Origin of the sequence: Streptomyces agglomeratus, assembly GCF_001746415.1 — a bacterium.
Taxonomy (GTDB): Bacteria; Actinomycetota; Actinomycetes; order Streptomycetales; family Streptomycetaceae; genus Streptomyces; species Streptomyces agglomeratus.
Window position 1 is genome coordinate 4,106,716 of sequence record NZ_MEHJ01000001.1, and the last position, 23,693, is coordinate 4,130,408.

At 71.1% G+C, this 23,693-nt stretch carries 20 protein-coding genes and 1 pseudogene; 9 read left to right on the forward strand and 12 right to left on the reverse strand.

Annotated elements, in window-relative coordinates:
- The first annotated feature begins 16 nt into the window (after positions 1-16).
- The gene (locus AS594_RS17780) at positions 17-1,717 is read left to right on the forward strand and encodes a sensor histidine kinase (RefSeq protein ID WP_420877800.1); all 1,701 of its coding nucleotides are present in this window, start codon (positions 17-19) and stop codon (positions 1,715-1,717) included.
- A 292-nt stretch (positions 1,718-2,009) separates the two neighbouring features.
- Positions 2,010-3,113 (forward strand): M23 family metallopeptidase, encoded by a 1,104-nt coding sequence (locus tag AS594_RS17785; protein WP_069932639.1) that lies wholly within the window; start codon positions 2,010-2,012, stop codon positions 3,111-3,113.
- An 82-nt stretch (positions 3,114-3,195) separates the two neighbouring features.
- On the opposite strand, the gene AS594_RS17790 is transcribed toward AS594_RS17785, so the two are convergent.
- Positions 3,196-4,062 carry an HAD family hydrolase gene (locus AS594_RS17790; RefSeq protein ID WP_069927990.1) on the reverse strand — a complete coding sequence of 289 codons (867 nt, stop codon included), beginning with the start codon at positions 4,060-4,062 and terminating at the stop codon, positions 3,196-3,198.
- Between the two features lie 170 nt (positions 4,063-4,232).
- On the opposite strand from AS594_RS17790, the gene AS594_RS17795 reads away from it, so the two are divergent.
- Positions 4,233-5,132 (forward strand): LLM class flavin-dependent oxidoreductase, encoded by a 900-nt coding sequence (locus tag AS594_RS17795; RefSeq protein WP_069927991.1) that lies wholly within the window; start codon positions 4,233-4,235, stop codon positions 5,130-5,132.
- A gap of 65 nt (positions 5,133-5,197) precedes the next feature.
- On the forward strand, positions 5,198-5,896 hold the full coding sequence (locus AS594_RS17800; protein ID WP_069932638.1) for a maleylpyruvate isomerase N-terminal domain-containing protein: 699 nt from the start codon (positions 5,198-5,200) through the stop codon (positions 5,894-5,896).
- A 26-nt stretch (positions 5,897-5,922) separates the two neighbouring features.
- Here the strand turns inward: AS594_RS17800 and AS594_RS17805 are convergent, their stop codons facing one another.
- The 5 genes from AS594_RS17805 to AS594_RS17825 all read right to left on the reverse strand — a co-directional run bounded on the left by AS594_RS17805 (position 5,923) and on the right by AS594_RS17825 (position 11,054).
- Complete coding sequence (locus tag AS594_RS17805; RefSeq protein ID WP_069932637.1) at positions 5,923-6,465, reverse strand: RNA 2'-phosphotransferase; 543 nt, start codon at positions 6,463-6,465, stop codon at positions 5,923-5,925.
- Between the two features lie 123 nt (positions 6,466-6,588).
- Positions 6,589-7,536: a MerR family transcriptional regulator gene (locus AS594_RS17810; RefSeq protein ID WP_069935153.1), complete on the reverse strand. Its 948-nt coding sequence runs from the start codon at positions 7,534-7,536 to the stop codon at positions 6,589-6,591.
- Between the two features lie 52 nt (positions 7,537-7,588).
- A complete protein-coding gene (locus AS594_RS17815; protein WP_069932635.1) occupies positions 7,589-8,497 on the reverse strand; it encodes a metal-dependent hydrolase in 909 nt (302 codons plus the stop codon).
- Entirely contained in the window at positions 8,494-10,263 is a 1,770-nt protein-coding gene (locus tag AS594_RS17820; protein WP_069932634.1) for an SDR family oxidoreductase, read from the reverse strand. Before AS594_RS17820 ends, AS594_RS17815 begins: the two co-directional genes overlap by 4 nt.
- Complete coding sequence (locus AS594_RS17825; protein ID WP_240509039.1) at positions 10,260-11,054, reverse strand: M24 family metallopeptidase; 795 nt, start codon at positions 11,052-11,054, stop codon at positions 10,260-10,262. The genes AS594_RS17820 and AS594_RS17825 overlap by 4 nt, the downstream gene beginning before the upstream one ends.
- A 359-nt stretch (positions 11,055-11,413) precedes the next feature.
- Here AS594_RS17825 and AS594_RS17830 point away from each other — a divergent pair, with 359 nt between their 5' ends.
- From AS594_RS17830 to AS594_RS17850, 5 genes and pseudogenes are all read left to right on the forward strand, one after another.
- Positions 11,414-12,433 (forward strand): ABC transporter ATP-binding protein, encoded by a 1,020-nt coding sequence (locus tag AS594_RS17830; protein ID WP_420877801.1) that lies wholly within the window; start codon positions 11,414-11,416, stop codon positions 12,431-12,433.
- Positions 12,423-13,334 (forward strand): ABC transporter permease, encoded by a 912-nt coding sequence (locus tag AS594_RS17835; protein ID WP_069932632.1) that lies wholly within the window; start codon positions 12,423-12,425, stop codon positions 13,332-13,334. Before AS594_RS17830 ends, AS594_RS17835 begins: the two co-directional genes overlap by 11 nt.
- Complete coding sequence (locus AS594_RS17840; protein ID WP_069928000.1) at positions 13,331-14,242, forward strand: ABC transporter ATP-binding protein; 912 nt, start codon at positions 13,331-13,333, stop codon at positions 14,240-14,242. The genes AS594_RS17835 and AS594_RS17840 overlap by 4 nt, the downstream gene beginning before the upstream one ends.
- Before the next feature lie 18 nt (positions 14,243-14,260).
- Entirely contained in the window at positions 14,261-14,980 is a 720-nt protein-coding gene (locus tag AS594_RS17845; RefSeq protein ID WP_069930580.1) for an ABC transporter permease, read from the forward strand.
- Between the two features lie 275 nt (positions 14,981-15,255).
- Positions 15,256-15,981, forward strand: a pseudogene (locus AS594_RS17850) (hypothetical protein).
- A 22-nt stretch (positions 15,982-16,003) separates the two neighbouring features.
- Here the strand turns inward: AS594_RS17850 and AS594_RS17855 are convergent.
- From AS594_RS17855 to AS594_RS17880, 6 genes are all read right to left on the reverse strand, one after another.
- Entirely contained in the window at positions 16,004-16,363 is a 360-nt protein-coding gene (locus AS594_RS17855) for a DUF488 domain-containing protein (protein ID WP_167368028.1), read from the reverse strand.
- Positions 16,364-16,717: 354 nt separating this feature from the next.
- Entirely contained in the window at positions 16,718-17,536 is an 819-nt protein-coding gene (locus AS594_RS17860) for an HAD family hydrolase (protein ID WP_069928002.1), read from the reverse strand.
- A complete protein-coding gene (serS, locus tag AS594_RS17865) occupies positions 17,533-18,810 on the reverse strand; it encodes a serine--tRNA ligase (RefSeq protein ID WP_069932630.1) in 1,278 nt (425 codons plus the stop codon). Before serS ends, AS594_RS17860 begins: the two co-directional genes overlap by 4 nt.
- Before the next feature lie 585 nt (positions 18,811-19,395).
- Positions 19,396-20,331 carry a prephenate dehydratase gene (gene pheA, locus AS594_RS17870; protein WP_069935154.1) on the reverse strand — a complete coding sequence of 312 codons (936 nt, stop codon included), beginning with the start codon at positions 20,329-20,331 and terminating at the stop codon, positions 19,396-19,398.
- 79 nt (positions 20,332-20,410) lie between these two features.
- Positions 20,411-21,754: an iron uptake transporter deferrochelatase/peroxidase subunit gene (efeB, locus tag AS594_RS17875; protein ID WP_079148172.1), complete on the reverse strand. Its 1,344-nt coding sequence runs from the start codon at positions 21,752-21,754 to the stop codon at positions 20,411-20,413.
- Complete coding sequence (locus AS594_RS17880) at positions 21,679-23,688, reverse strand: copper resistance CopC/CopD family protein (protein ID WP_069932627.1); 2,010 nt, start codon at positions 23,686-23,688, stop codon at positions 21,679-21,681. The genes efeB and AS594_RS17880 overlap by 76 nt, the downstream gene beginning before the upstream one ends.
- Between the last annotated feature and the right edge of the window lie 5 nt (positions 23,689-23,693).

The window sequence follows — 23,693 nt, forward strand, 5'->3', positions numbered from 1 at the left end:
GCAAGGCGTGCCGGACGTGCCTAACCCCAGTGACCACCTCGAAGCCGCCACCCAGGCCGCCCGCAGCCTGCGGGGCCTGTCCACCGAGCTCACCGCGCGTGTCCCCCAGCTGCTGGAGGCCATGCGGTCCGTCGGCACGGGCCTCGAACTGCACTCCACCCTCGACCGGATCTGCGAGACGGCGGCCGAGCTCGCCGGCGCCAGGTACGCGGCGCTCGGCGTCGTCGACCAGGAACGCGACGGCCTCGCGGACTTCGTGACGTACGGAATGACCGAGGAGCAGGTCGCGCGCATCGGACGGCTGCCCGACGGCCACCACGGGCTGCTGGGCGCGCTCGTCACGGACCCCGGACCGGTGCTGCTCGGCGATCTGACCTCCGACCCGCGCTTCGCCGGATTTCCCGCCGACCACCCCACGATGCGGTCCTTCCTCGGCGTACCCGTGCGCGTACAGGGCGAGATCTTCGGCAACCTCTACCTCGCCGAGAAGCACGGCGGGGCCGGGTTCAGCGACTACGACCTGCACATGGTGCGGGTGCTTGCCACCGAGGCCGGGATCGCCATCGGCAACGCCCGGCTGTACGAGGCCGCGCGGCAGCGCGAGCGCTGGATCGACGGGTCGGTCGCCGTCACGACCGCGCTCCTGTCGGGCGGCGACGCCGACGAGGCGCTCACCGTCGTCGCCGAACAGGCCCGTCGGCTGGCCGACTCGGCCGCCGGAATAGTGCTCCTGCCCGCCGAGGAGGGCGGCCTGGAGATCGTCGCGGTGTCGGCCGACGACCCGTCGGACTCGCTCGGCGTCGTCATCCCGCCGGAGAGCCCGATCGTCGCCCGGCTCCTCGCCGGCAAGCCGGTGTTCATCGGCGACTCGGCGAGCGACCCGCACATGGTCACGCGACTGGCGCGGCGGTACGGGCCCAGCATGCTCCTGCCGCTGCACAGCGGCGGGCGGGTGCTCGGCGCGCTCGCCACGCCCCGCGTCCGGGACGCGAAGCCGTTCACGGAGGCGGAGCGGACGCTGGCCTCGCAGTTCGCCTCGCAGGCCGCGCTCGCGCTCATGATGGCGGAGACCCAGCGCGACCGGGAGCGGCTCGCCGTGTACGAGGACCGCGACCGGATCGCCCGTGACCTGCACGACCTGGTCATTCAGCGGCTGTTCGCCACCGGGCTGATGCTGGAGAGCGCGCAGCGCGGGTCGGTGGTGCCCGAGGTGCGGACCGGGGTGAGCCGGGCGGTCGACGAACTGGACGTGACGATCCAGGAGATCCGTACGGCCATCTTCGCGCTCCAGCAGGGCCCGGCCGAGGCGCCCTCCGGGCTGCGTACGCGCGTGCTGCGGGAGATCAACATGGCGGCCGTGCCGCTGGGCTTCAAGCCGGAGCACCGCTTCGTCGGCCCGGTCGACTCGCTGGTCGGCGAGCTCACCGGGAAGAACCTGGTCGCGGCGCTGCGCGAGGCGCTGTCCAACGCCTTCCGGCACGCCCGCGCCTCCCGTATCGAAGTCGTCGTCGACGCCACCGCCGAACTGGGCGACGGGAGCCGGGGGGTGCGGCTGTCGGTGGCGGACGACGGGGTCGGCATCCCGGCGGGCGGCCGGCGCAGCGGCCTGCGCAATCTGAAGCGGCGGGCCGAGTCGCTCGGGGGGACGAGCCGGATCGAGCCGGGGCTGGGCGAGGACGGCGGGGGCACGACGGTGGTGTGGGAGGCGCCGCTGTAGGGCGGCGGGGCGGGGTCGGCGCTGCGGGAGCGCCGCTGCGGGGCGGCGCCGCTCTGCTGTGCGATGGAGCAGCCTCCGTAAGCCGCGCGAGGAAGCCGCGCGAGGAAGCCGCGCGAGGAAGGTACGCGAGGAAGCCGCGCGAGGACGGTGCGCGAGGACGTGTGCGGGAGGACGTGTGCGGGAGCCGGTGTGAGGCCGCCGCGGTGCCCGGGTAGGCCGGATGGCGGGACGACACCCCGTCGACGTGACCTCGGTGCACGCGATCGGGCGGTGACCGGGACACGATCCGTGGATGCACCTCGGACCCTGCCAACGGCTGATCGTGCCGGTGCTGTGCGTGCTGCTGTGCCTCCCCGCGCCTGCCGCCGCAGCATCCGCCGCAGCCGTGCCCGCCGCTGCTCACCCCGCTTCCGCTGCCTCCGCTGTTGCCGGTGACACGTCCTCCGACGGGCCCGCCATCGGCGCCGAGGTGGCCCGGCTGTACGAACAGGCCGCTCGGGCCTCCGCGACGTACGAACAGGGCAGGCGCGAGGCGAAGAAGCAGCGGGCGAGGGCGCTGCGCCTGGAGCGGCTCATCGCGCGGGAGCGGGACGAGATCCAGATGCTGCGCGCGAACGTGGGCCGGGTGGCGCGGGCCCAGTACCGCGCCGGCGGCGGAGGCATCGCGTACACCGCGAAACTGCTGCTGGCCGACGACCCGCAGGAGCTGATGGACGGTCACCGCCTCGCCTGGCAGGCCGAGCTGGCCGTCTCCCGGATGCTGGACCGGGCGCAGCGCGCCGAACGCAGGCTCATCGAGGACGAGCAACTCGCGACCGCGGCCTGGCTCGACCTCGAAGCCCGTACGCAACAGCTCGCCACGATCAAGCGCACCGTCACGGCGAAACTCGAGGACGCCCGGTGGAAGCTCCAGGGCACGGCGGACCGCAGCGTCGCGGCCGGCCGCTGCGCCGGCGCCGTACGCCCGGACGAGCAGGCAGCGCCCAGCACCCGCCCGTGGGTCACGCCCGTCGAGGACTACGAGCTGTCCGCCGGATTCGGCGGCGAGGGCGCGCGCTGGAAGAGCCGGCACACGGGGCAGGACTTCGCCGTGGACATCGGCACGCCCGTACGGGCCGTCGGCGCGGGCCGGGTCGTCTCGGTGGCCTGCGGCGGCGGTTTCGGGATCGAGGTCGTGGTCGGCCATCCGGACGGCTACTACTCGCAGTACGCGCACCTGGCGGGTGTCATGGTCGACCAGGGGGAGCGGGTGCGTACCGGACAGTGGATCGGGCAGGCCGGCACCACCGGCAACTCCTCCGGTCCGCACCTGCATTTCGAGGTACGGCTCACCCCTCACCTCGGGTCGGGGATCGACCCGGCGCCGTGGATGCGCGAGCGGGGGGCGAGCTTCTGAGCGCCCTGGGATCGTGACGGGCCACCCTGGCATCGTGACGGGCCGCCCTGGGCTCGAATGCGGGCCCAGGGCTCGTCGCGGGCTACAGGGCGGCCAGGATCCGCTCGATGACCACCGCGACGCCGTCGTCGTTGTTGGCGACCGTACGGCCGGACGCCGCGGCCACCACGTCCGGGTGCGCGTTGCCCATCGCGTACGACGTGCCCGCCCAGGACAGCATCTCCACGTCGTTCGGCATGTCACCGAAGGCAACGACCTCGGCGGGCGAGATGCCGCGCTCCGCGCAGCACTGCGCCAGAGTGCTGGCCTTGGAGACGCCGTAGCCGCTGATCTCCAGCAGCGCGGACGGGCTGGAGCGGGTGACGGACGCCCGGTCGTCGGTGGTCGCGCGGGCCAGGGTGAGGAAGTCGTCGGGGGACAGCTCGGTGTGGTGGGCGAGCAGCTTGACGACCGGGGCGCCGGAGCCGGGAGCGGTTTCCTCGAGGAGCTTCTCGGCGGTGGCCACGGTCGCGCCCGGGTCGAGGAAGAAGGGCGGGTACTGCGGCTCGTAGTGGATTCCGGTGGAGAGCTCGACCGCGAAGGAGGTGCCGGGGGCGGCGGCGCGCAGCGCGACGACGACGGCGAGGGCGTCCTCGCGGGCCAGCGGGCGGACCTGGATCAGCTTGCCGCCCGCGTGCAGGTCGACGACGGCGGCGCCGTTGGCGCAGATCGCCAGGCCGTGGCCGTGGACGTGGTCGCTGACGACGTCCATCCAGCGGGCCGGGCGGCCGGTGACGAAGAAGACCTCGATGCCGGCCCGCTCTGCGGCGGCGAGCGCGGCGACCGTACGGTCCGACACGGACTTGTCGTCACGCAGCAGCGTGCCGTCCAGGTCGGTGGCGATCAGCCGGGGGGTGATGGTGCCGGCCGGGGCCGGCCGGGTCTGCTGAGGGTCGGTTGCTGAGGTCACAGATCCATCTTCCCGTATGAAATGCACGCGCGTGGGAAAGGGTGCACATCTGAGACCTGGCGATGCCGGATGAGACCCGGCGGGGCTTCGGGGGCGGTGCCGTGCCGTGGGGTCTCCCGGCCACCGCCGTCACGGCCCCGCCCGCGTCGCGTGCCGCGTAGGGTCGGGGGATGCGCCTGAGTACCGTGATACTTCCCGTCCGCCGTTGGTCCGAGGGTGGCCGTGACGCCTGGCAGCGGGCCGAGCAGCTCGGCTTCCACACCGCGTACACGTACGACCACCTGTCCTGGCGGAGCTTCCGTGACGGCCCCTGGTTCGGTGCCGTACCGACCCTGACCGCCGCCGCCGGTGCGACCTCGCGCATGCGGCTGGGAACGCTCGTCACGTCGCCGAACTTCCGGCATCCCGTGACCCTCGCCAAGGACCTGATCACCCTGGACGACGTGTCCGGCGGGCGCGTCACGCTCGGCATCGGCGCCGGCGGCAACGGGTGGGACGCCACCGCGCTCGGGCAGGAGCCCTGGACGCCGCGCGAGCGTGCCGACCGGTTCGGGGAGTTCGTACCGCTCCTGGACCGGCTGCTCACCGAGCCCGCCGTCACCCACGCGGGCACGCACTACTCCGCCGACGAGGCCCGGAACATCCCCGGCTGCGTCCAGGGGCCCCGGCTCCCCTTCGCCGTCGCCGCGACCGGCCCGCGCGGGCTGAAGCTCGCCGCCCGCTACGGCCAGGCCTGGGTGACCACGGGCGACCCCAAGCTCTTCGAGTCCGGTACGCCCGCCGAGTCGCTGGAGGCCCTCCGCGGTCAGATCACCGGGCTGGGCGCCGCCTGCGCCGAGACCGGCCGGGACGTCGGTGAGCTCGACAAGATCCTGCTCACCGGGTTCACGCCGGAGCGGAGCGGTCCGCTGGAGTCCCTCGACGCCTTCGTCGACTTCGCGGGCCGGCACTTCGCCCTCGGTTTCACCGAGATCGTGCTGCACGCCCCGATCGCCGACTCCGACTTCGCCGCCGACGAGAAGGTCTTCGAGCAGATCGCGACGGAGGGGCTGGCTCAGCTCGCGGCCTGAGGTCGCGGCCCGGAAACGCCGGTGTCCCGGCCCGGAGACCGTCGGCGGTGCCTAGGCTGGTGCGTATGGACGGGGAAACGGTTCTGGCGGCCTTCCGGGCCGAGTCGCAGCGCCTGTACGAGAAGGTCTGCGGGCTCCCGGAAGCGGAGTGGGACCGGCCGAGCCCGTGCGACCCGTGGACCGTGCGGGAGGTGTTCGTACACCTGACGACCGCCGTCGGCCGGATCATCACCATGCTGGCGGAGCCCGAGCCGCAGCCGTCGGGTGTGCTGGTGACGGCCGCCGGTTACTACGCCCCGGACGAGCGTTTCTCGCCCGGGGCCAACGACATGCGGGTCACAACGGCCCAGGAGTCCGTGGGCGCGTACGCCGACGGCCGGGCCCTCGCCGAGCATTTCGACGCCCTCTGGCGGGCTGTCGCCGAGGCATGTGCCGAGGAGCCGCCGGAGCGCCAGGTCCGTACCCGGCACGGTGACCCCATGCTGCTGTCCGACTTCCTCGTCACCCGTGTCGTCGAGGTGTGCGTGCACGGTTTCGACGTGGCCGCGGGCCTCGGCCACCGGCCGTGGCCGACCGGCGCGGCGGCGGACGTGGTGGCGCGGCTGCTGCTGGACGGGCGGCCGTACGACAAGCCGGTCGTGGTGGCGGGAGCCGGCTGGGACCGTACGACGTTCCTGCTCAAGGCCACCGGGCGGCTGCCGATGTCCGAGAGCGAACGCACCGCGGCCGAGCGCCACGGGATGCGTCGGCTGACCCTGGGCTGAGGCCGGCCGAGGCGTGGCGGCCCGCCTCACTCCGGGAAGCGCAGGAACTCCGGGGGTACGGACGCGGTGAGCCAGACGCCGTTCGCGCTGACCCGGAAGACGTGGCCGGCGCGGTGCATGGCCCCGGCGTCCACGCCGATGACCACGGGACGGCCGCGCCGGGCGCCGACGCGGGTGGCGGTCTCGCGGTCGGGTGAGAGGTGCACGTCGTGACGGGCCATGGGGCGCAGACCTTCGGCCCGGATCGCTTCGAGGCTGCGGGCGACGGTGCCGTGATAGAGGTACGCGGGCGGCTCGGCCTCCGGGAGGCCGAGGTCGACCTCGACCGTGTGCCCCTGGCTGGCGCGGATCCGGGGGCCGTCGACCGCGAAGCGCTGTTTGTCGTTGGCGGCGACGACATGGTCCAGTTCGGCGCGGGTGACCGGGAAGCCGTGCGCGGCCGCGGCCCGGAGAAGGGTGTCGATCTCCACCCAGCCGTTCTCGTCGAGCGTGATTCCGATGCGTTCGGGCTGATGCCGCAGGTGCTTCGAGAGGTACTTCGACACCTTCGTGGTGCGTCTTTCGTCCATCGCGCCAGCGTGCCCGGCGAGACGAGCGTCACGCCACTCATTTGGGCGATCAGGTTTGTTCCACAGCCAACTCGACTTTTCCACAAGGGATTTGACGACTCTGTGGACAAGTCGCCTCGCATTTCAGTCTGTTTGAGTAACTTCGCCGCATATGTCGCGATTTGCGGCCAATGAGTCCAATGTTCTCGTCTGTACTTCTCGTTCGGCCGCCGCTGCGACGAAGGCCGCCGCTTGCTCTTCCCCAACAAGCGTGCACACAGCGCGCATTGTGCTCGCCGGAATCGCCACCGCGACCGGCTCGGGCTGCGATACGGGCGGCGCTCCCGCGCCGAGGTGCTGCTGGAGGTGCCGGGTGGCGAACAGCCTCATGGCACGGGCCAGTTCGGCGTCGACCGTCTGCTGGGCGAGCGGCCGGAGCCGCCTCACCAGTGTCGCCGCCTCCGCTGCGTCCGCGTCCGTCGGCGGGGAGTGGCCGAGGTAGCGGGCGAAGACGTGCTCGGTGGTGAACTCCAGGAAACGCGCGGCGATGTGTTCCACCTGACCGCGAAGTTCCCGCAGATGGCCGGAGATCGCGGGCAGCGGAACGCCCGCCGCGTGCAACTCGACCGCCACCGCCAGCTCTTGGGGCGACGGAACGAGGAACTCGTCGTCCCGTCCCGGAACGCGCTCCAGCACCCCGAGCTCCACCGCCTCGTCGACCGCCGCGTCGTCGGGTTCACCGCCGAACCGCTCGTCCAGCTCGGCCCGCGAGATTCGGTCCGCCTCCTCGTCCGTCCACGGACCGCTGACCTCGGTGACGAGCCCGAGCACCCCGCCGAGCCCCTTCCCCGCGTCCCACGCCTCCAGCAGTTCCTTGATGCTCGCCAGGGTGTAACCGCGGTCGAGGAGCCCGGCGATCTGATGGAGCCGGGCCAGATGGGTGTCCCCGTACACATTGGAGCGGCCGCGGCGCTCCGGTCTCGGCAGGAGCCCGCGGTCCTGGTAGGCGCGGATCGTCCGGACCGTGGCGCCACTGAGGTGCGCGAGGTCCTCGATCCGGTACTCCGCAGCCGGCTGCCCGGACCCGCTCACGCCTTCACTCCCTCACCGCTCACCACGTGCCGCTCACCGCTCCCGGTCTTCCCTAGGACAGTGCCGCCCGTCCCACCGCCCCCGCCGCGGCCCGGGCCGCGGGCGAGGTCGCGAGGTACTCGACGGCCTTGCGCAGCGAGCCCTCCTGCGAGGGATGGTACGACCGCCGGAAGTAGCGCGGTATCGCGGAACCCAGCTCGCGCCAGGTCGGCAGCAGCCCCTTGGCCACCGCGCGGTTGTGCTCGCGCAGCGAATACCGCAGCCGGCCCGCGAGCTGCGGATCGTGACGTATCAGGTACGCGGCTCCCCACGCCCACAGCCACAGCAGCACGGGTGCGACCACCACCATGCCCTCGACACGGCGGGCGTACCGCGGCAGGCCCGCGCCCCCGCAGTGCTGGTACATGTCGAAGGCGACGGCGCGGTGCTCGACCTCCTCGGCGCCGTGCCAGCGCAGCAGGTCGAGCATCACGGTGTCCGGGTCGGCGTGGTCGAGGCCCTCGGCGTGCAGCACCCAGTTGCCCAGTACGGCGGTGAACTGCTCGATCGCGGCGACCAGCGACAGCCGAAAGCGCAGCCACTCCCGCGCGGGTACCGGCACCCCGAAGGGAGGGCTCTCACCGAGGAGCTTCTCGAAGAGGAAGTCGACATGCCGGGTGTACGCGGCGGTGTCCAGGTTCTGCCCGGCCAGGTGGTCCAGCACGTACGCGTGCTGCACGCTGTGCGTCGCCTCCTGACCCATGAACCCCTTGACGTCCCGCAGCAGGTCCGGATCGCGGACCAGCGGCAGCGCCTCCTTGAAGACCCTGACGAACCACCGCTCCCCCGCCGGAAGCAGCAGGTGCAGCACGTTGATCACGTGCGTGGCGGTCGGCTCGTCCGGTATCCAGTGCAGCGGCGTCCGGCGCCAGTCGAAGGAGACCCGGCGCGGGGTGATGGCGTACTGCTCCCCGGTGCTCACAGCGGCGGCTCCAGCCGGGCGATCGCGCGCAGGGCCTTCGGCGCGAAGCGCGACAGGAAGTGGGCGCCGCGCGCCTCGGGAGTCACCGGGACGACGGCCTGGTTGCGCACGACGGCCTTCAGCACCGCGTCGGCGACCTTCTCCGGCGGGTAGTTGCGCATCCCGTACAGGCGCGCGGTCTTCCGCTGTTTGAGCTTCTCCTCGTCCGCCGAGACCCCGGCGAACCGTGCGGTCGAGGTGATGCCGGTGTTCACCAGTCCGGGGCAGATGGCGCTCACTCCGATGCCCCGGCCGGCGAATTCCGCCCGCAGGCACTCGCTCAGCATCAGCACCGCGGCCTTCGACGTGCTGTAGGCGGGCAGCGCCCTCGACGGCTGGTACGCCGCCGCGGACGCGGTGTTGACGATGTGGCCGCCCTGGCCGCGGTCGGCCATCTGCCTGCCGAAGAGGCGGCAGCCGTGGATGACGCCCCACAGGTTCACGTCCAGGACCTTTTTCCAGTCCTCGGAGGTGGTGTCGAGGAAGGAGCCGGACAGCCCTATTCCGGCGTTGTTGACCAGGACGTCGACGATTCCGTACTCGGTGGCGACCTTCTCGGCGAGTTTCTCCATCGCCTGCTCGTCACTGACGTCGACCGTCTCCGCCCAGGACTTCTGGGCCCCGATCAGCCGGGCCATCTCCGCCGTACGGGCCGCGCCCTCCGCGTCCCGGTCGACGGCCACGATCCGTGCCCCCGCCTCGGCGAACGCGTACGCGGTGGCCCGTCCGATGCCGCCGGCCGCGCCCGTCACCAGGACGAGCTGCCCGGCGAACCGGTCGGCGTACGGACCGCCGGCGACCGTGTCGCGGGGCGCCACCCCGGCCGCCGTGTCCTCGTTCGCCGTGACGAAGTCGGTGATCCACGACGCGAGCTGGTCGGGCCTGGTGCGCGGTACCCAGTGCTTGGCGGGCAGCGAGCGCCGCACCAGCTGCGGTGCCCACTGCTCCAGCTCGTCGTACAGCCGCTCGGAGAGGAAGGCGTCGCCGGTGGGCGTGATGAGCTGCACGGGTGCGTGGGCGTACGCGTCGGCGCGCGGCCTGCGCAGCCGGGCGCGGATGTTGTCCCGGTAGAGCCAGGCGCCGTGCGCCGCGTCCCGGGGCAGTGAGGCCGTCGGGTAGTCACCGGCCGGCATCTTCTCCACCCGCTGGAGGATCCGGGGCCACTGCCTGCCGAGCGGGCCGCGCCAGGCCAGCTCCGGGAGCACGGGTGTGTGCATCATGTACACGTACCAGGACTTGGCGCCCTGGCCGAGCAGCTGGGCGGCCGCGCGCGGGGTCGGCCGGACCATCCGCTTCTTGATCCAGTGTCCGAAGTGGTCCAGGGAGGGACCGGACATCGAGGTGAAGGAGGCGATCCTGCCCTCGGTGCGCCTGACCGTCACGAACTCCCAGGACTGTACGGAGCCCCAGTCGTGCCCGACCAGGTGCACCGGCCTGTCCGGGCTGACCGCGTCCGCGACCGCCAGGAAGTCGTCCGTCAGCTTCTCCAGGGTGAAGCCGCCGCGCAGCGGCTGGGGCGCGGTGGACCTGCCGTGTCCGCGCACGTCGTACAGCACCACGTGGAAGTGCTCGGCGAGCCGGGACGCGACCTCCGCCCACACCTCCTTGCTGTCCGGATAGCCGTGCACCAGCAGTACGGTCGGCCGCGCCGTGTCGCCCATCTCCGCGACACACAGCTCGACTCCGCCCGTACGCACCCACCGCTCGGTGGCCTCTTCGATCCTCACGCCGACTTCTCCTCTGCCCAGCGCCGCACGTGCGGCACATCGTCGTCGAGCCAGAACGCGCTCTGCTCCGGGTCCCTGGAGTCCGTCACCACCAGGATCTCCTCGAACTTGACGCCCGTACCGCGGAATCCGAGATGCGGTTCGACCGCCCACAGGCCCGGCCGGGGCGGATGGTCCGAGAAGGTGTACGGGCTCCACAGCGGCGACCAGCCGTCGCGGTGGCCGTGCAGGGCGTCGCTCGCCAGCCCCTTCAGCGACTGCGTGCCGAACCCGAGGAGGTGCGGCGACCAGCGCCGCTCCTTCACCCGGTCGACCTTGTGCGCGATCACGCCGAACGGATAGGCGCGATGCCGGTTGGCGTACCCCTGGCGGGTCATGAGCCGCTCGACGTCCTCGTAGATCTCCCGCAGGGAGCGGCGCTCGCGCACTTCGCGCAGGATCAGCTCACGGTGCGCTTCGAGGTCGGCGAGGAGTTTGTCGTGCACGGGGTTGAGGCCGAGGCAGCCCGAGTAGCCGATGTCGGCCGTGAAGCCCTTGTAGACCGGGGCCATGTCGAGGATGAACGGCATCCCCGCCTCCAGCCGCCGGTTCGTGGGGAAGAACTGAAGCGGCACCCGGAAGTTCACGAAGGCCGTACGGTCCCCGAACCAGGCGAAGGGCAGGTGGAACCAGTCGTTCACCCCGCGCTCGCGCAGCCAGGCCCGCTGCATCCGGGCCGCCTCGCGCTCGGTCACCCCCGGCTTGAGCTGGGCCGCGACGGCTTCCGCGCAGGCGTACGCGAGGCGCTGCACCTCCCGGAACCCCCGCAACTCGGCGGTGAGTTCGCCGTGCGGCGCGGATCCTGACGCGGATCCTGACGCGGATCCTGACGCGGATCCTGACGCGGAGAGTGCTGAGACTGCTGCTGAAGCCATGCCACCTGTCCGTCCCGTGTTGCGGTACGCGGTCGTAACTTGACACTGATGAATGTGACAATGCCCGGCGTCGACGTCAAGGGCCCGGGTGTTACCTGTGGAAACCCGATGCGGAAGCCGAGCCGGAAGCCGGCCCGGAGCCGGCGGCCCCTACGGGCCCGTACGCCTTGAGTCGGACACGGATCCAGCCGCCTGGTCTGACGCGGGCTGTGGTCTGCGCCACTACCTTCGAAAACGTGACTGTGATCGCGACCGAAAGCCTGAGCAAGCGGTTCCCGAGGGTGACCGCTCTTGACCGGCTCTCGTTGGACATCGGACCCGGTGTGACCGGGCTGGTGGGCGCCAACGGAGCCGGCAAGTCCACGTTGATCAAGATCCTGCTGGGTCTGTCCCCGGCCACGGAGGGCACGGCCGCCGTACTCGGCCTGGACGTCGCCACCAGTGGCGGTGCCATCCGCGAGCAGGTCGGCTACATGCCCGAGCACGACACGCTGCCACCGGACGTCTCGGCCACCGAGTTCGTCGTCCACATGGCGCGTATGTCGGGACTCCCGCCGACCGCCGCCCGCGAACGCACCGCCGACACCCTCCGCCATGTCGGGCTGTACGAGGAGCGCTACCGTCCCATCGGCGGCTACTCGACCGGCATGAAGCAGCGGGTGAAGCTGGCCCAGGCCCTGGTGCACGACCCGAAGCTGGTCCTCCTGGACGAGCCGACCAACGGCCTCGACCCGGTCGGCCGCGACGAGATGCTCGGCCTCATCCGCCGCATCTACACCGACTTCGGCATTTCGGTCCTGGTCACCTCACACCTCCTCGGCGAGCTGGAGCGCACCTGCGACCACGTCGTCGTCGTCGACGGCGGCAAGCTGCTGCGCTCCAGTTCCACCAGCGACTTCACCCAGACCACGGCCACCCTCGCCGTCGAAGTCACCGACAGCGACGCGCACCCGGACGGCACGCGCGCCCTGCGCGAGGCCCTGACCGCCGCCGGAGCGACGCTCCACGCGCGCGTGGAGGACGGTCTGCCGGGCGCCGGGCACATCCTGCTCGTCGAAGCGACCGGCGAGGAGACGTACGACCTGGTGCGGGACGCCGTGGCCGACCTCGGGATCGGACTCGTACGGATGGAACAGCGCCGGCACCACATCGCGGAGGTCTTCCGCACGAACGAGCACACGGCAGCGGACGCCGAGGCCGCCCGTGAGCCCGTCGCCGCCGCACAGCAGAAGGGAGACGGCCGCGATGCCAGCTGATCTCACGACACCACCGCCGGGCACCGACCCGACCCGTATCCACAACATCGGCTACCGGTCGTACGACGGACCCCGCCTGGGCCGCGCGTACGCACGCCGTTCGCTCTTCTCGCAGTCCCTGCGCGGCGCGTACGGACTCGGCCGCAGCGCCAAGTCCAAAGTCCTGCCGATGATCCTCTTCGCGGTGATGTGCCTCGTCGCGGCCATCATCGTCGCGGTCGCCGTGGCCACCCCCGGCATGACCGACCTGCCGCTGAAGTACACCCGGTACGCCATCGTCATGCAGGCCGTCATCGGCCTCTACCTGGCCTCCCAGGCCCCGCAGTCCGTGTCCCGCGACCTGCGCTTCAAAACCGTTCCGCTGTACTTCTCGCGCCCCATCGAGCGCGTCGACTACGTCCTCGCCAAGTACGCCGCGATGGCGTCCGCCCTCTTCATCCTCACGGCGACGCCGCTGGTGATCCTCTACGCCGGCGCGCTGCTCGCCGAGTTCGACTTCGCCGACCAGACAAAGGCGTTCGCACAGGGGCTGGTCTCCGTGGCACTGCTGTCCGTCCTGTTTGCCGGGCTCGGCCTCGTCATGGCCGCCCTCACGCCGCGCCGCGGCTTCGGCGTGGCCGCCGTCATCGCCGTACTGACGATCTCGTACGGCGCGGTGTCCACCGTCCAGGCGATCGCCTGGGAGCAGGGCTCCACCGGGGCGGTCGAGTGGCTCGGGCTCTTCTCGCCCGTCACACTCATCGACGGCGTACAGACCGCCTTCCTCGGCGCCACCTCGGCCTTCCCCGGCGGGGAAGGTCCCTCGGCCGGCAGTGGCGTGGTCTACCTGCTCGCCGTCCTCGCGCTCGTCCTCGGCTCGTACGCCGCCTTGATGCGCCGCTACCGGAAGGCCGGCCTGTGACCACCATCGACATCGACCACACCTCCCGCTGGTTCGGCAACGTGGTGGCCGTCAACGACATCACCATGCGCGTCGGGCCGGGCGTGACCGGACTGCTCGGCCCCAACGGCGCCGGGAAGTCCACCCTCATCAACATGATGGGCGGCTTCCTCGCACCCTCGACCGGCACCGTCACCCTCGACGGCAAGCCGATCTGGCGCAACGAGTCCGTCTACAAGGAGATCGGAATCGTCCCCGAGCGGGAGGCGATGTACGACTTCCTCACCGGACGCGAATTCGTCGTCGCCAACGCCGAACTGCACGGCCTGACCGCCGGGGCGGCGCAGCAGGCGCTCGCGACCGTCGAGATGGAGTACGCGCAGGACCGCAAGATCGCGACGTACAGCAAGGGCATGCGCCAGCGCGTGAAGATGGCGTCGGCGCTCGTGCACAACCCGTCGGTGCTGCTCCTGGACGAACCGTTCAACGGCATGGACCCGCGCCAGCGCATGCAGCTCATGGACCTGCTGCGGCGGATGGGCGCCGAAGGCCGTACGGTCCTGTTCTCCTCCCACATCCTGGAGGAGGTCGAACAGCTCGCCTCGCACATCGAGGTCATCGTGGCCGGACGGCACGCCGCCTCCGGCGACTTCCGCAAGATCCGCCGCCTGATGACGGACCGTCCGCACCGCTATCTCGTACGGTCCAGCGACGACCGCGCGCTCGCCGCCGCCCTGATCGCGGACCCGTCGACGGCCGGCATCGAAGTGGACCTGGCGGAAGGCGCGCTGCGCATCCAGGCCGTCGACTTCGGCCGGTTCACGGCCCTGCTTCCGCGGGTGGCCCGTGCGCACGGCATCCGGCTGATGACGGTCTCGCCCTCCGACGAGTCGCTCGAATCGGTCTTCTCCTACCTCGTAGCGGCCTGAAAGGAGCTTGCAGCGATGATCTACGAACCCACAGTCGCCCGGCTCACCTACCGGGCCCTCCTCGGCCGCCGCCGGGCCGCCATCCTCTTCGTCCTGCCGGCGCTGCTGATCGTCATCGCGGTCTCGGTACGGCTGCTCGCGGGCGCGGACGATCAGATCGCGTCCGACGTCCTGGGCGGCTTCGCGATCGCCACGATGATCCCGCTGATCGGCGTGATCGCGGGCACCGGCGCGATCGGACCGGAGATCGACGACGGCTCGATCGTGTATCTGCTCGCCAAGCCGGTGAAGCGGCCCACGATCATCTTCACCAAGCTGATCGTCGCCATCGCCGTGACGATGGCCTTCTCCGCGATCCCGACCTTCGTCGCGGGGCTGATCCTGAACGGCAACGGCGGGCAGATCGCCATCGCGTACACGGTCGCCGCACTGGTCGCGTCGATCGCGTACAGCGCGATCTTCCTGCTGCTCGGTACGGTCAGCCGCCACGCGGTGGTCTTCGGCCTCGTCTACGCCCTGGTCTGGGAGACGCTCTTCGGCAGTCTGGTCCCCGGCGCGCGCACGCTCAGCGTCCAGCAGTGGGCGCTGTCCCTGGCGGAACGCATCGGCGCGAACGGCACGATCACCTCGGACGTCGCCCTGCCGACGGCGGTGGTCCTGCTGGCGGCGGTGACGGTGGCGGCGACCTGGTACGCGGGCCAGAAGCTCCGCACGCTGAAGCTCGCGGGCGAGGAGTGACCGAGTAACCGGAACGCTCAGCTCCGTCAACCCCCGTCCTGTGGACGGGGGTTGACGCGTTTCCGCGTAACTGTACGTTTATCGGCTCGTTGTTCCCTCTGCGTGGAGGCAACCGGAATCTGATACGTCGAGCGTTCGTGAAGTCGGGGATTGCCGGTGCCGGAACGGATCCGGGCCGGTCACCAGAGCGAGTAGCCACCTTGAGCGTCCTCCGCCCCCAGAAGCCCGGGGACAGGGCTGTCCATCACCGGCTGCAACGAACGGAAGGCATGCTCATGCCGTCAGAAGTCACCCTGCTCGAATCGCGCACCATGCGCGACGAGCATCTGGTGCGCGTCGATGTCCTCGACAAGGTCAAGGCGCTTGTCATGCTCCCGGGCGGAATTCACGTTCGCACAGAGGACGTGGCCCGGTACTTCGAGGTATCCACAGAGGTCCTCAAGAAGGTCGTCCAGCGCCACCGCGCCGAACTGGACGAGAACGGGTTGCAAGTACTGCGAGGCGATGACCTGCGGGTCTTCCATAGGGACATCTTGTCCCTATGGAACGACGACCTGGGGACAAGTTATCCACAAGCAGCCACTCAACTCACCCTCTACACCCGCCGCACCGTCCTCAACGTGGCGATGCTTCTTCGCGACAGCGACATCGCCCGATGCGTCCGTACGCACCTCCTCGACGCCGAGGAGAACGGCTGGCGCGCGGGGTACGCCTCGCTCGACCAGCGCGTCACCGCGGCCGAGTCCCATCTCGACACCGTGGGGCGCGCGCTCCAGGAGCTGGGCCCGGTCATCAACGGGATCTCGGTACGGCTCGACCGGCTCGACCGGCGGCTCGACACCACCAACCAGGTGATCGGTGCCATGAGCAACCGGCTCTGTGATCTCTCCGACCACATGCGCCACATGTAGGACCGGATCGACCGCCGGCTCGACGACGTCTCCCACCGGCTGACCGCCCTGGAGCGCGGTCAGGGCGGAAAGCGGCGCAAGCGCCGCTGATGCCCCGCCGCCGCCGAGGACCTCAGCCCAGCAGCAGGCGCAGCAGTACGGCGGTGTGGCTGTGTTCGGGTTCCTTGGCGGCGGTGAGCAGCGTGATCCGGCCGGCCCTCGCGAGCGTACGTACGCCGTCCAGGGCGGCGGCCGCCTCCGGTGCGGCGAGTTCGGACTCGTAACGGCGGGCGAACTCGTCGAAGTCGCCGGAAGGCCCGTGGTACCAGCGGCGCAGTTCGGCCGACGGGGTGAGAGCCTTGGGCCATTCGTCGACCTCCGCCGTCTCCTTGCTCAGGCCGCGCGGCCACAGGCGGTCGACCAGGACGCGCGTACCGTCGTCCGGGGACGGCGGCTCGTACACCCTGCGCACTCTCACATCGGGTCTGGTCACGGCACCAGCCTGCTACACCTTCCGGTGACGCGCCGCGAACGGGCCCACGACCAGGGACGCCGTCACCCCGTCGCCGGGCGCAGCACGCCCGGCGTCAGGGCCGGACCGGCCGCAGGAAAAAAATAAGGTGACGTGGTCGGCGAGGGTCGGCACACTGGGTGACGCACCACTCACGGGGGAGGGGTGTTGGCCGGTGACGTACCCGACCCGGCCAACACTCGCCACTGCCCCGACGCCGCCCAGGGCCGCCGGAAACCGGCGACAGCCCCACGGCCGCAACCCCACAGGCACGGCCACAGACCCACAGCCACAGCCCCACAGCCACGGCCCACAGAGCCGCAGCCGGTCAGCCGGTCAGCCGCTCAGCAGCTGTTCCAGCACCACCGCGATGCCGTCGTGGTCGTTGGACGCCGTGATCTCGTGCGCCACGGCCTTCAGCTCGTCGTGCGCGTTGGCCATGGCCACGCCGTGCGCCGCCCAGCCGAACATCGGGATGTCGTTCGGCATGTCGCCGAAGGCGATCGTGTCCGCGGCCTTGAGCCCCAGTCGCCGCGCCGCCAGTGACAGGCCCGTCGCCTTGCTCAAGCCCAGCGGCAGCAGCTCCACCACGCCCGCGCCCGCCATGACCACGTCGACCAGGCTGCCCACCGTCTGCCGGGCGACCCGCGCCAGCTCGTCGTCGTCCAGCTCGGGATGCTGGATGTAGACCTTGTTCAGCGGCGCCGACCACAGATCGGACGGGTCCTCGAAGTGCACGTACGGCAGCGGGCCTTCCTGCACCCGGTAGCCCGCCCCGACCAGCACCTCGCCGTCCAGCCCGTCGCGGCTCGCGGCGAGCGCCAGCGGGCCGGTCTCCGCCTCGATCTTGGAGAGGGCGAGGCCGGCCAGCTGCCGGTCCAGCGTCACCGAGGTCAGCAGCCGGTGTTCGCCCGCGTGGTAGACCTGCGCGCCCTGGCCGCAGACCGCGAGGCCCTCGTAGCCGAGATCGTCCAGGATGTGCCGGGTCCACGGCACCGAGCGCCCGGTGACGACGATGTGGGCCGCGCCCGCCGCGGTGGCCGCGGCGAGCGCGTCGCGCGTACGGACCGAGACCGTGTCGTCGGAGCGCAGCAGCGTCCCGTCGAGGTCGGTCGCGACGAGCTTGTACGGGAACGGACGGGAGGCGGTGCTCACTTGGAGATGGGCTCCAAGATCTCTCGTCCTCCGAGGTACGGACGCAGGATTTCGGGCACGCGCACCGAACCGTCGGCCTGCTGGTGGTTCTCCAGGATCGCCACGATCGTGCGCGGAACGGCGCACAGCGTGCCGTTCAGCGTCGCCAGCGGCTGCACCTTCTTGCCGTCACGCATGCGGATCGACAGCCGGCGCGACTGGAAGTCCAGGCAGTTGGACGCGGACGTCAGCTCGCGGTACTTGCCCTGCGTCGGAATCCACGCCTCGCAGTCGTACTTGCGCGAGGCCGAGGCACCGAGGTCGCCGCTCGCCACGTCGATCACCTGGAACGGCAGCTCCAGCGACGACAGCCACTGCTTCTCCCACGCCAGCAGCCGGTCCAGCTCCGCCTCGGCGTCCGCCGGGTCGACGTACGAGAACATCTCGACCTTGTCGAACTGGTGCACCCGGAAGATGCCCCGGGTGTCCTTCCCGTACGTGCCGGCCTCGCGCCGGAAGCAGGGCGAGAATCCGGCGTACCGCAGCGGCAGCTTGTCCGCGTCGATGATCTCGTCCATGTGGTACGCGGCGAGGGGGACCTCGGAGGTGCCGACCAGGTAGTAGTCGTCCTTCTCCAGGTGGTACACGTTCTCCGCGGCCTGGCCGAGGAAGCCCGTGCCCTCCATGGCGCGCGGGCGGACCAGCGCGGGGGTCAGCATGGGAATCAGTCCGGCCTCGGTGGCCTGCGCGATCGCCGCGTTGACGAGGGCGAGTTCCAGGAGCGCGCCGATGCCGGTCAGGTAGTAGAAGCGCGAGCCGGACACCTTCGCGCCGCGCTCGACGTCGATCGCTCCGAGCGACTCGCCGAGTTCGAGGTGGTCCTTGGGCTCGAAGCCCTCGGCCGCGAAGTCGCGCGGGGCGCCGACCGTCTCCCGTACGACGAAGTCCTCCTCGCCGCCGACGGGGACGTCGGGGTGCACGATGTTGCCGAGCTGGAGCAGCAGCCGCTTGGACTCCTCGGCCGCCTCGTCCTGTTCGGCGTCGGCCGCCTTGACGGCGGCGGAGAGCTCGCCGGCCTTCCTCAGCAGCTCGGCCTTCTCGTCACCGGCGGCCTTGGGGATGAGCTTGCCGAGCGCTTTCTGCTCGGAGCGCAGTTCGTCGAAGCGGACGCTGGACGACCTGCGCCGCTCGTCGGCGGAGAGCAGGGCGTCGACGAGGGCGACGTCCTCTCCACGGGCGCGCTGGGAGGCGCGAACACGGTCGGGGTCCTCACGGAGCAGGCGAAGGTCAATCACCCCACCAGGCTACCCGCGACCGCTTGCGGCGATCGACTTGATATCGCATTGCGTGGCGCTTTGCCCGTATTGCCCAAAATGGGAAAGGTGGAGAGCGGGCACCGGACCGCCTGTGGAGCGCGTCAATAAAACAGGCGCTATTCCCCGAAACAGGGCATGTGTCGGGCCTTTCCTTGACGCTTTTTCCTTGCCCGGGGCGGGAGTTGGCGACCGGGTTGTCCACAGGAATGGGTGGGTTCCGAAACTTATCCACAGGCTGTGCGAAAGATCTGTGGATGCCGGAAGGGGTCGTTCCGGAAGGTGCGTGAAGGGCGAAGGATTCCCGGTTCAAACCCTTGCCACACACTCATTCGGGTGGGAATTGCTCGCTCTAAAGAGTTGATCAATGGAATTGAGGTGACAGTGACCGACCTGCCGACCTGTGGACGGAAGGGAGCCCTCTGAGCAGATTTGTCGACGATGTCGGCATACGTTGTCGACTTGTCCCCAGGTCGAGAACCGCACCTGTGGACAACTTCTGTGGATAACGCAAATGTGCAGGTAGCGCCAGCACCGGCAGCAGCCACCTCCGGTGGACGGGGACCGTCAGGCCCGCCCGTCCTGGCTCCGCGCCAGCCAGTCGGCGGCCGCCACGAACTCCGCGTCCGAGGTCCCCGGCCGCAGCGCCCGCACGTCCTCGGCCGCCACACCGGCCCGCGGGTACGAACCGAGGAACCGCACGTTCGGACAGATCCGCTTCAGCCCCATCAGCGCTTCGCCCACCCGCCGGTCCGAGATGTGTCCCTCGGCGTCCACGGCGAAGCAGTAATTGCCGATTCCCGCGCCCGTCGGCCGCGACTGGATCAGCATCAGGTTGACGCCGCGCACCGCGAATTCCTGGAGCAGTTCGAGCAGCGCGCCCGGGTGGTCGTCGCCCAGCCACAGGACCACCGACGTCTTGTCCGCCCCGGTCGGCGCCGCCGGCCGGGCGGGCCGCCCCACCAGCACGAAGCGCGTCTGCGCGTTCACCGCGTCGTGGATCTCGGTGACGAGCGGCTCCAGACCGTACTTCGCCGCGGCGAACCCCCCCGCGAAGGCCGCGTCGTACCGGCCCTCCTGCACCAGTCGCGCGCCGTCCGCGTTCGACGCCGCCGACTCCCACAGCGCGTCGGTCAGGTGCGTCGCCATCCAGTTGCGCACCTGCGGCTGGGCGGCGGGGTGCGCGGTGACCGTCTTGATGTCGGAGAGCTTCGTGCCGGGGCGCACCAGCAGCGCGAAGCTGATCGACAGCAGCACCTCGCGGTAGATCATCAGCGGTTCGCCGGACGCCAGCTCGTCGATGGTCGCCGTGATACCGCCCTCGACGGAGTTCTCGATCGGTACGAGCGCCGCCGCCGCCTCACCGCCGCGTACGGCGTCGAGAGCGGCCGGTACGGACACCATCGGGACGAGTTCCCGCGTTGCGGCCTCCGGGAGCGTGCGGAGGGCGACCTCGGTGAAGGTGCCCTCGGGACCGAGATAGGCATAGCGCGTTGCCGACATACGGTCACCTTAATGCGCCGTACGGGAGGGCCGTTTAATGCGCCGTACGGGAGGGCCGTACGGCACGCGGGAACCGGCCTCAGGACTCCAGCAGCCGCTGTCCGACGTACTCGCCGTCCCGTGCCCCGCCCGGCACCGCGAACAGCCCGCTCGCCTCGTGCCGCACGAACGGCGACAGCGCGTCCCCCCGGTCGAGCTTGCGCTGCACCGGCACGAAGCCGCGCAGCGGATCCGCCTGCCAGCAGATGAACAGCAGTCCGGCGTCCGGGGTGCCGTCCGCGCCGATCCCGTCGTGGTACGAGAAGGGCCGGCGCAGCATCGCCGCTCCACCGTTCTGTTCCGGGGCCGAGATGCGGGCGTGGGCGTTGGACGGGATGACGAGCTTGCCGTCGGGCCCCGTCCTGTCCAGGTCGGGCTCGGTGGTCTCGGTGCCGCCCGTCAGCGGCGCTCCGTCGCTCTTCCTCCGGCCGATGACCTTCTCCTGCTCGCCGCGCGCCAGCTTCTCCCAGTCGTCGAGGAGCATCCGGATGCGGCGTACGACCGCGTACGAGCCGCCCGCCATCCATTCGGGTCCCTCGCCGCCGTCCGCCGGTACGAAGATCCGCCGGTCGAAGTCGGGCTCGGACGGTTTCGGGTTGCCCGTGCCGTCGATCTGTCCCATCAGGTTGCGGGCGGTCATGGGCCGCACGGTCGCACCCGGGGAACGGTTGAAACCGTTCATCTGCCACCGCACCCCGGCGGCTTCGCCGGCTTCCCGCTGGATCGCGCGCAGGGCGTGAAAGGCGACCAGGGCGTCGTCGGAGCCGATCTGCACCCACAGGTCGCCGTTGCTGCGCCGGGGGTCGAGGTGGTCGGAGGAGAAGTCGGGCAGCGGGTCGAGGGCGGCCGGGCGCCGCGCGTTCAGTCCCGTACGGCCGAAGAACGTGCGGCCGAAGCCGAACGTGACGGTCAGCGAGGACGGCCCGGCGTCCAGCGCGACGCCGGTGTCGCCGTCACCGGAGGGCTTGCCCGCCGTCATCGTCCGGGCGGCGGCCGACCAGCGCCTCAGCAGGGCCGCCGCCTCCTTGCGTCCGGCGCCGGGCGCGAGGTCGAAGGCGACGAGGTGGCCGCGGGCCTGGAGGGGGGTGGTGATGCCGGCCTGGTGCGTGCCGTGGAAGGGGACGGCGGTCGAGCCGACGGATGTCAGCGCCCCGGCGCCGGAGGACGACTCGGAGCCGGCGGCGGCGTACACGCCGGCGCCGGCGCCGGCGCCGAGCACGAGGCCCGCGGCGCCGGCCGCGCCCGCGGTGCCGAGGAGCCGCCGCCTGGAGATGTCGTTGTCGCTCACGTCGTTGTCGCTCACGCCGGTCAGCCGATCTTCACGTTCTTCTTGACGGTCACTTGGTCGATGTCGGAGGTGCGGACGGTCACTTCGACCTCCCATGTCCCCGGCATGGGGATCTGCACCCCGTTCGCGGTCCAGTGGCCGGTGGCGATGCGGTCGGGGACGGCGGGCAGCGGGCCGATCTCGTTGGCGTTGTCGGTGAAGGCGACCTTCACCTCGGGGGCGTCCATGGCGCGCCCGTTCGGCCGCTCCAGCCACAGGTGAAGGGTGTTGCCGCCGGAGCGTCCCGGGTCGAGTTCGACCCTGGCGGTGCCCTTGCCGTCCTCGCCGCCGGTGTCGAAGGGGATGCGGACGTCGACCGGCCCGGCGGGCGCGGCGGCCGCCCCGCCCCGCCCGGCTTCCTTCTCCTCGGTGCGCCCGGGTTCGGTGCTGGTGAGTACGGTCGTGACGGCCAGCAGCACCACGGCGACGGCGGCCTCGGTCAGCACGGACCGCCGCAGGCCCAGCCGCTGGGGGTCGGCGTCCCGTACCCGCTTCACGCGAGCGGTGGCGACGGCGGCCTTCTGCCGGGCGAGCTGCGCGGCCCGCGCGGGGTCCGCCGGGACGGTGACGGGTCGGGGCTCCTCGGCCACAGTGGTGTCGGCGTCGGTGGTCGCGGCGCTCGCGGCGGGAGTCGCGGCGGTGTCGGCGGTCGTGGCCGTCCCGGCTTCCCTTTCTTCTTCTTCCTGCGCCCGGGCTTCGTCCGGTGTCTCCTGCGCCCGCCCGGTCGCCGTCTCGGCCAGCCGCCCGGTCCAGCGCCGCGATATCCACGCGATGCCGACGAGGACGGCGACCAGCCCGATTTTGACGAGGAGGAGCTGTCCGTACGCCGTCCCGGTCAGCGCCGACCAGGAACCGACCTGCCGCCAGGACTGGTAGATCCCGGTGGCGGCCACCACGGCGACGCTCGCGAAGGCCACGCGGGAGAAGCTCCGTACGACGCTGCGTTCGATTCCCGGCACCCGGTAGAGCGCGACCAGCAGCGCGGCGAGGCCGCCGAGCCAGGTGGCGACGGCCAGCATGTGCAGGACGTCGACGGGCATCGCGATGCCGGGCTGGAGCCCGGTCGACGCGTGCTCGGAGAGCGCCCAGGTCGCGGCGATCCCGGCGGCCAGCACGCCGCCGCCGAGGGCGAGCCCGAAGGTGAGGTCCTTCTTCTCGTTCGCCTGCTCCTCGTCGAGGGGCGCGTCCTTCTTCGCGTACGCGCCGAACAGTACGGCGACGAAGAGCGCGGCCGCGCCGAGCAGGAGCAGCCGTGAGACGAGCGAGGCGCCGGTCTTGGTCTCCAGTACGGCCTTGAGCCCGCTCAGGTCGAAGGCGTCGGCGAGCTTGCCCGACCCGGTGTACGGGGCGCGCAGCAGCAGCATCACCAGGGTCGACGCAGTGAGGGTGATCCAGCCCTGTACGACGAGGCGTTGCAGTGGCCGCTCGCCCGCGCCGCGCTGCCAGCAGGCCAGCACGAAGGCGCCGCCGCCGACGAGCAGGATGTAGCCGGCGTACGCGGTGTAACGGGCGATGCCGTAGAGCGCGCCGACCAGGCCGCCGCCGGCGGTCTGGTCGGGCAGGGCGACGGTGGTCTTGGAGGGGGCGCCGATGGAGAAGGTGAAGGCTCCGGAGATGGGGTGGCTGTCGGCGGACACGGCCTGCCAGGCGACGGTGTACGTGCCGTCGGGCAGTCCGGGGTGCAGAGGGACGCCGTACTTGACGACGCCGCCGCTGCTCATGTCGCGTACGTCACCGGTGTCGGAGCGTTTTCCGCTCGGTTCCAGGACGCGGATCGAGTCGTTCCCGAGAGCGATCTTTTCGGAGAACGTGAGGGTGACGTGCTTGGGCGCGGTGGCGACGACCGCCCCGTCCTTCGGGTCGCTTCCCGTGAGCGCCGCGTGGGCGGACGCGGGAGTGGCTCCTGCGAGCAGTGTGCCGAGGAGGGCCGTGGTGATGAGCAGCAGTCTGATCACTACGGCTGCTCCGAAGCGCGGGGCGGTTGCCGGCATGGTGT

What these genes read in the sequence shown, in the direction of transcription:
- AS594_RS17785 (WP_069932639.1), top strand. Translation starts at nt 2,010, where the DNA reads ATGCACCTCGGACCCTGCCAACGGCTGATCGTGCCGGTGCTGTGCGTG.
- AS594_RS17795 (WP_069927991.1), top strand. Translation starts at nt 4,233, where the DNA reads ATGCGCCTGAGTACCGTGATACTTCCCGTCCGCCGTTGGTCCGAGGGT.
- AS594_RS17800 (WP_069932638.1), top strand. Translation starts at nt 5,198, where the DNA reads ATGGACGGGGAAACGGTTCTGGCGGCCTTCCGGGCCGAGTCGCAGCGC.
- AS594_RS17805 (WP_069932637.1), bottom strand. Translation starts at nt 6,465, where the DNA reads ATGGACGAAAGACGCACCACGAAGGTGTCGAAGTACCTCTCGAAGCAC.
- AS594_RS17835 (WP_069932632.1), top strand. Translation starts at nt 12,423, where the DNA reads ATGCCAGCTGATCTCACGACACCACCGCCGGGCACCGACCCGACCCGT.
- pheA (WP_069935154.1), bottom strand. Translation starts at nt 20,331, where the DNA reads ATGTCGGCAACGCGCTATGCCTATCTCGGTCCCGAGGGCACCTTCACC.
- efeB (WP_079148172.1), bottom strand. Translation starts at nt 21,754, where the DNA reads ATGGGAGGTCGAAGTGACCGTCCGCACCTCCGACATCGACCAAGTGAC.
- AS594_RS17880 (WP_069932627.1), bottom strand. Translation starts at nt 23,688, where the DNA reads ATGCCGGCAACCGCCCCGCGCTTCGGAGCAGCCGTAGTGATCAGACTG.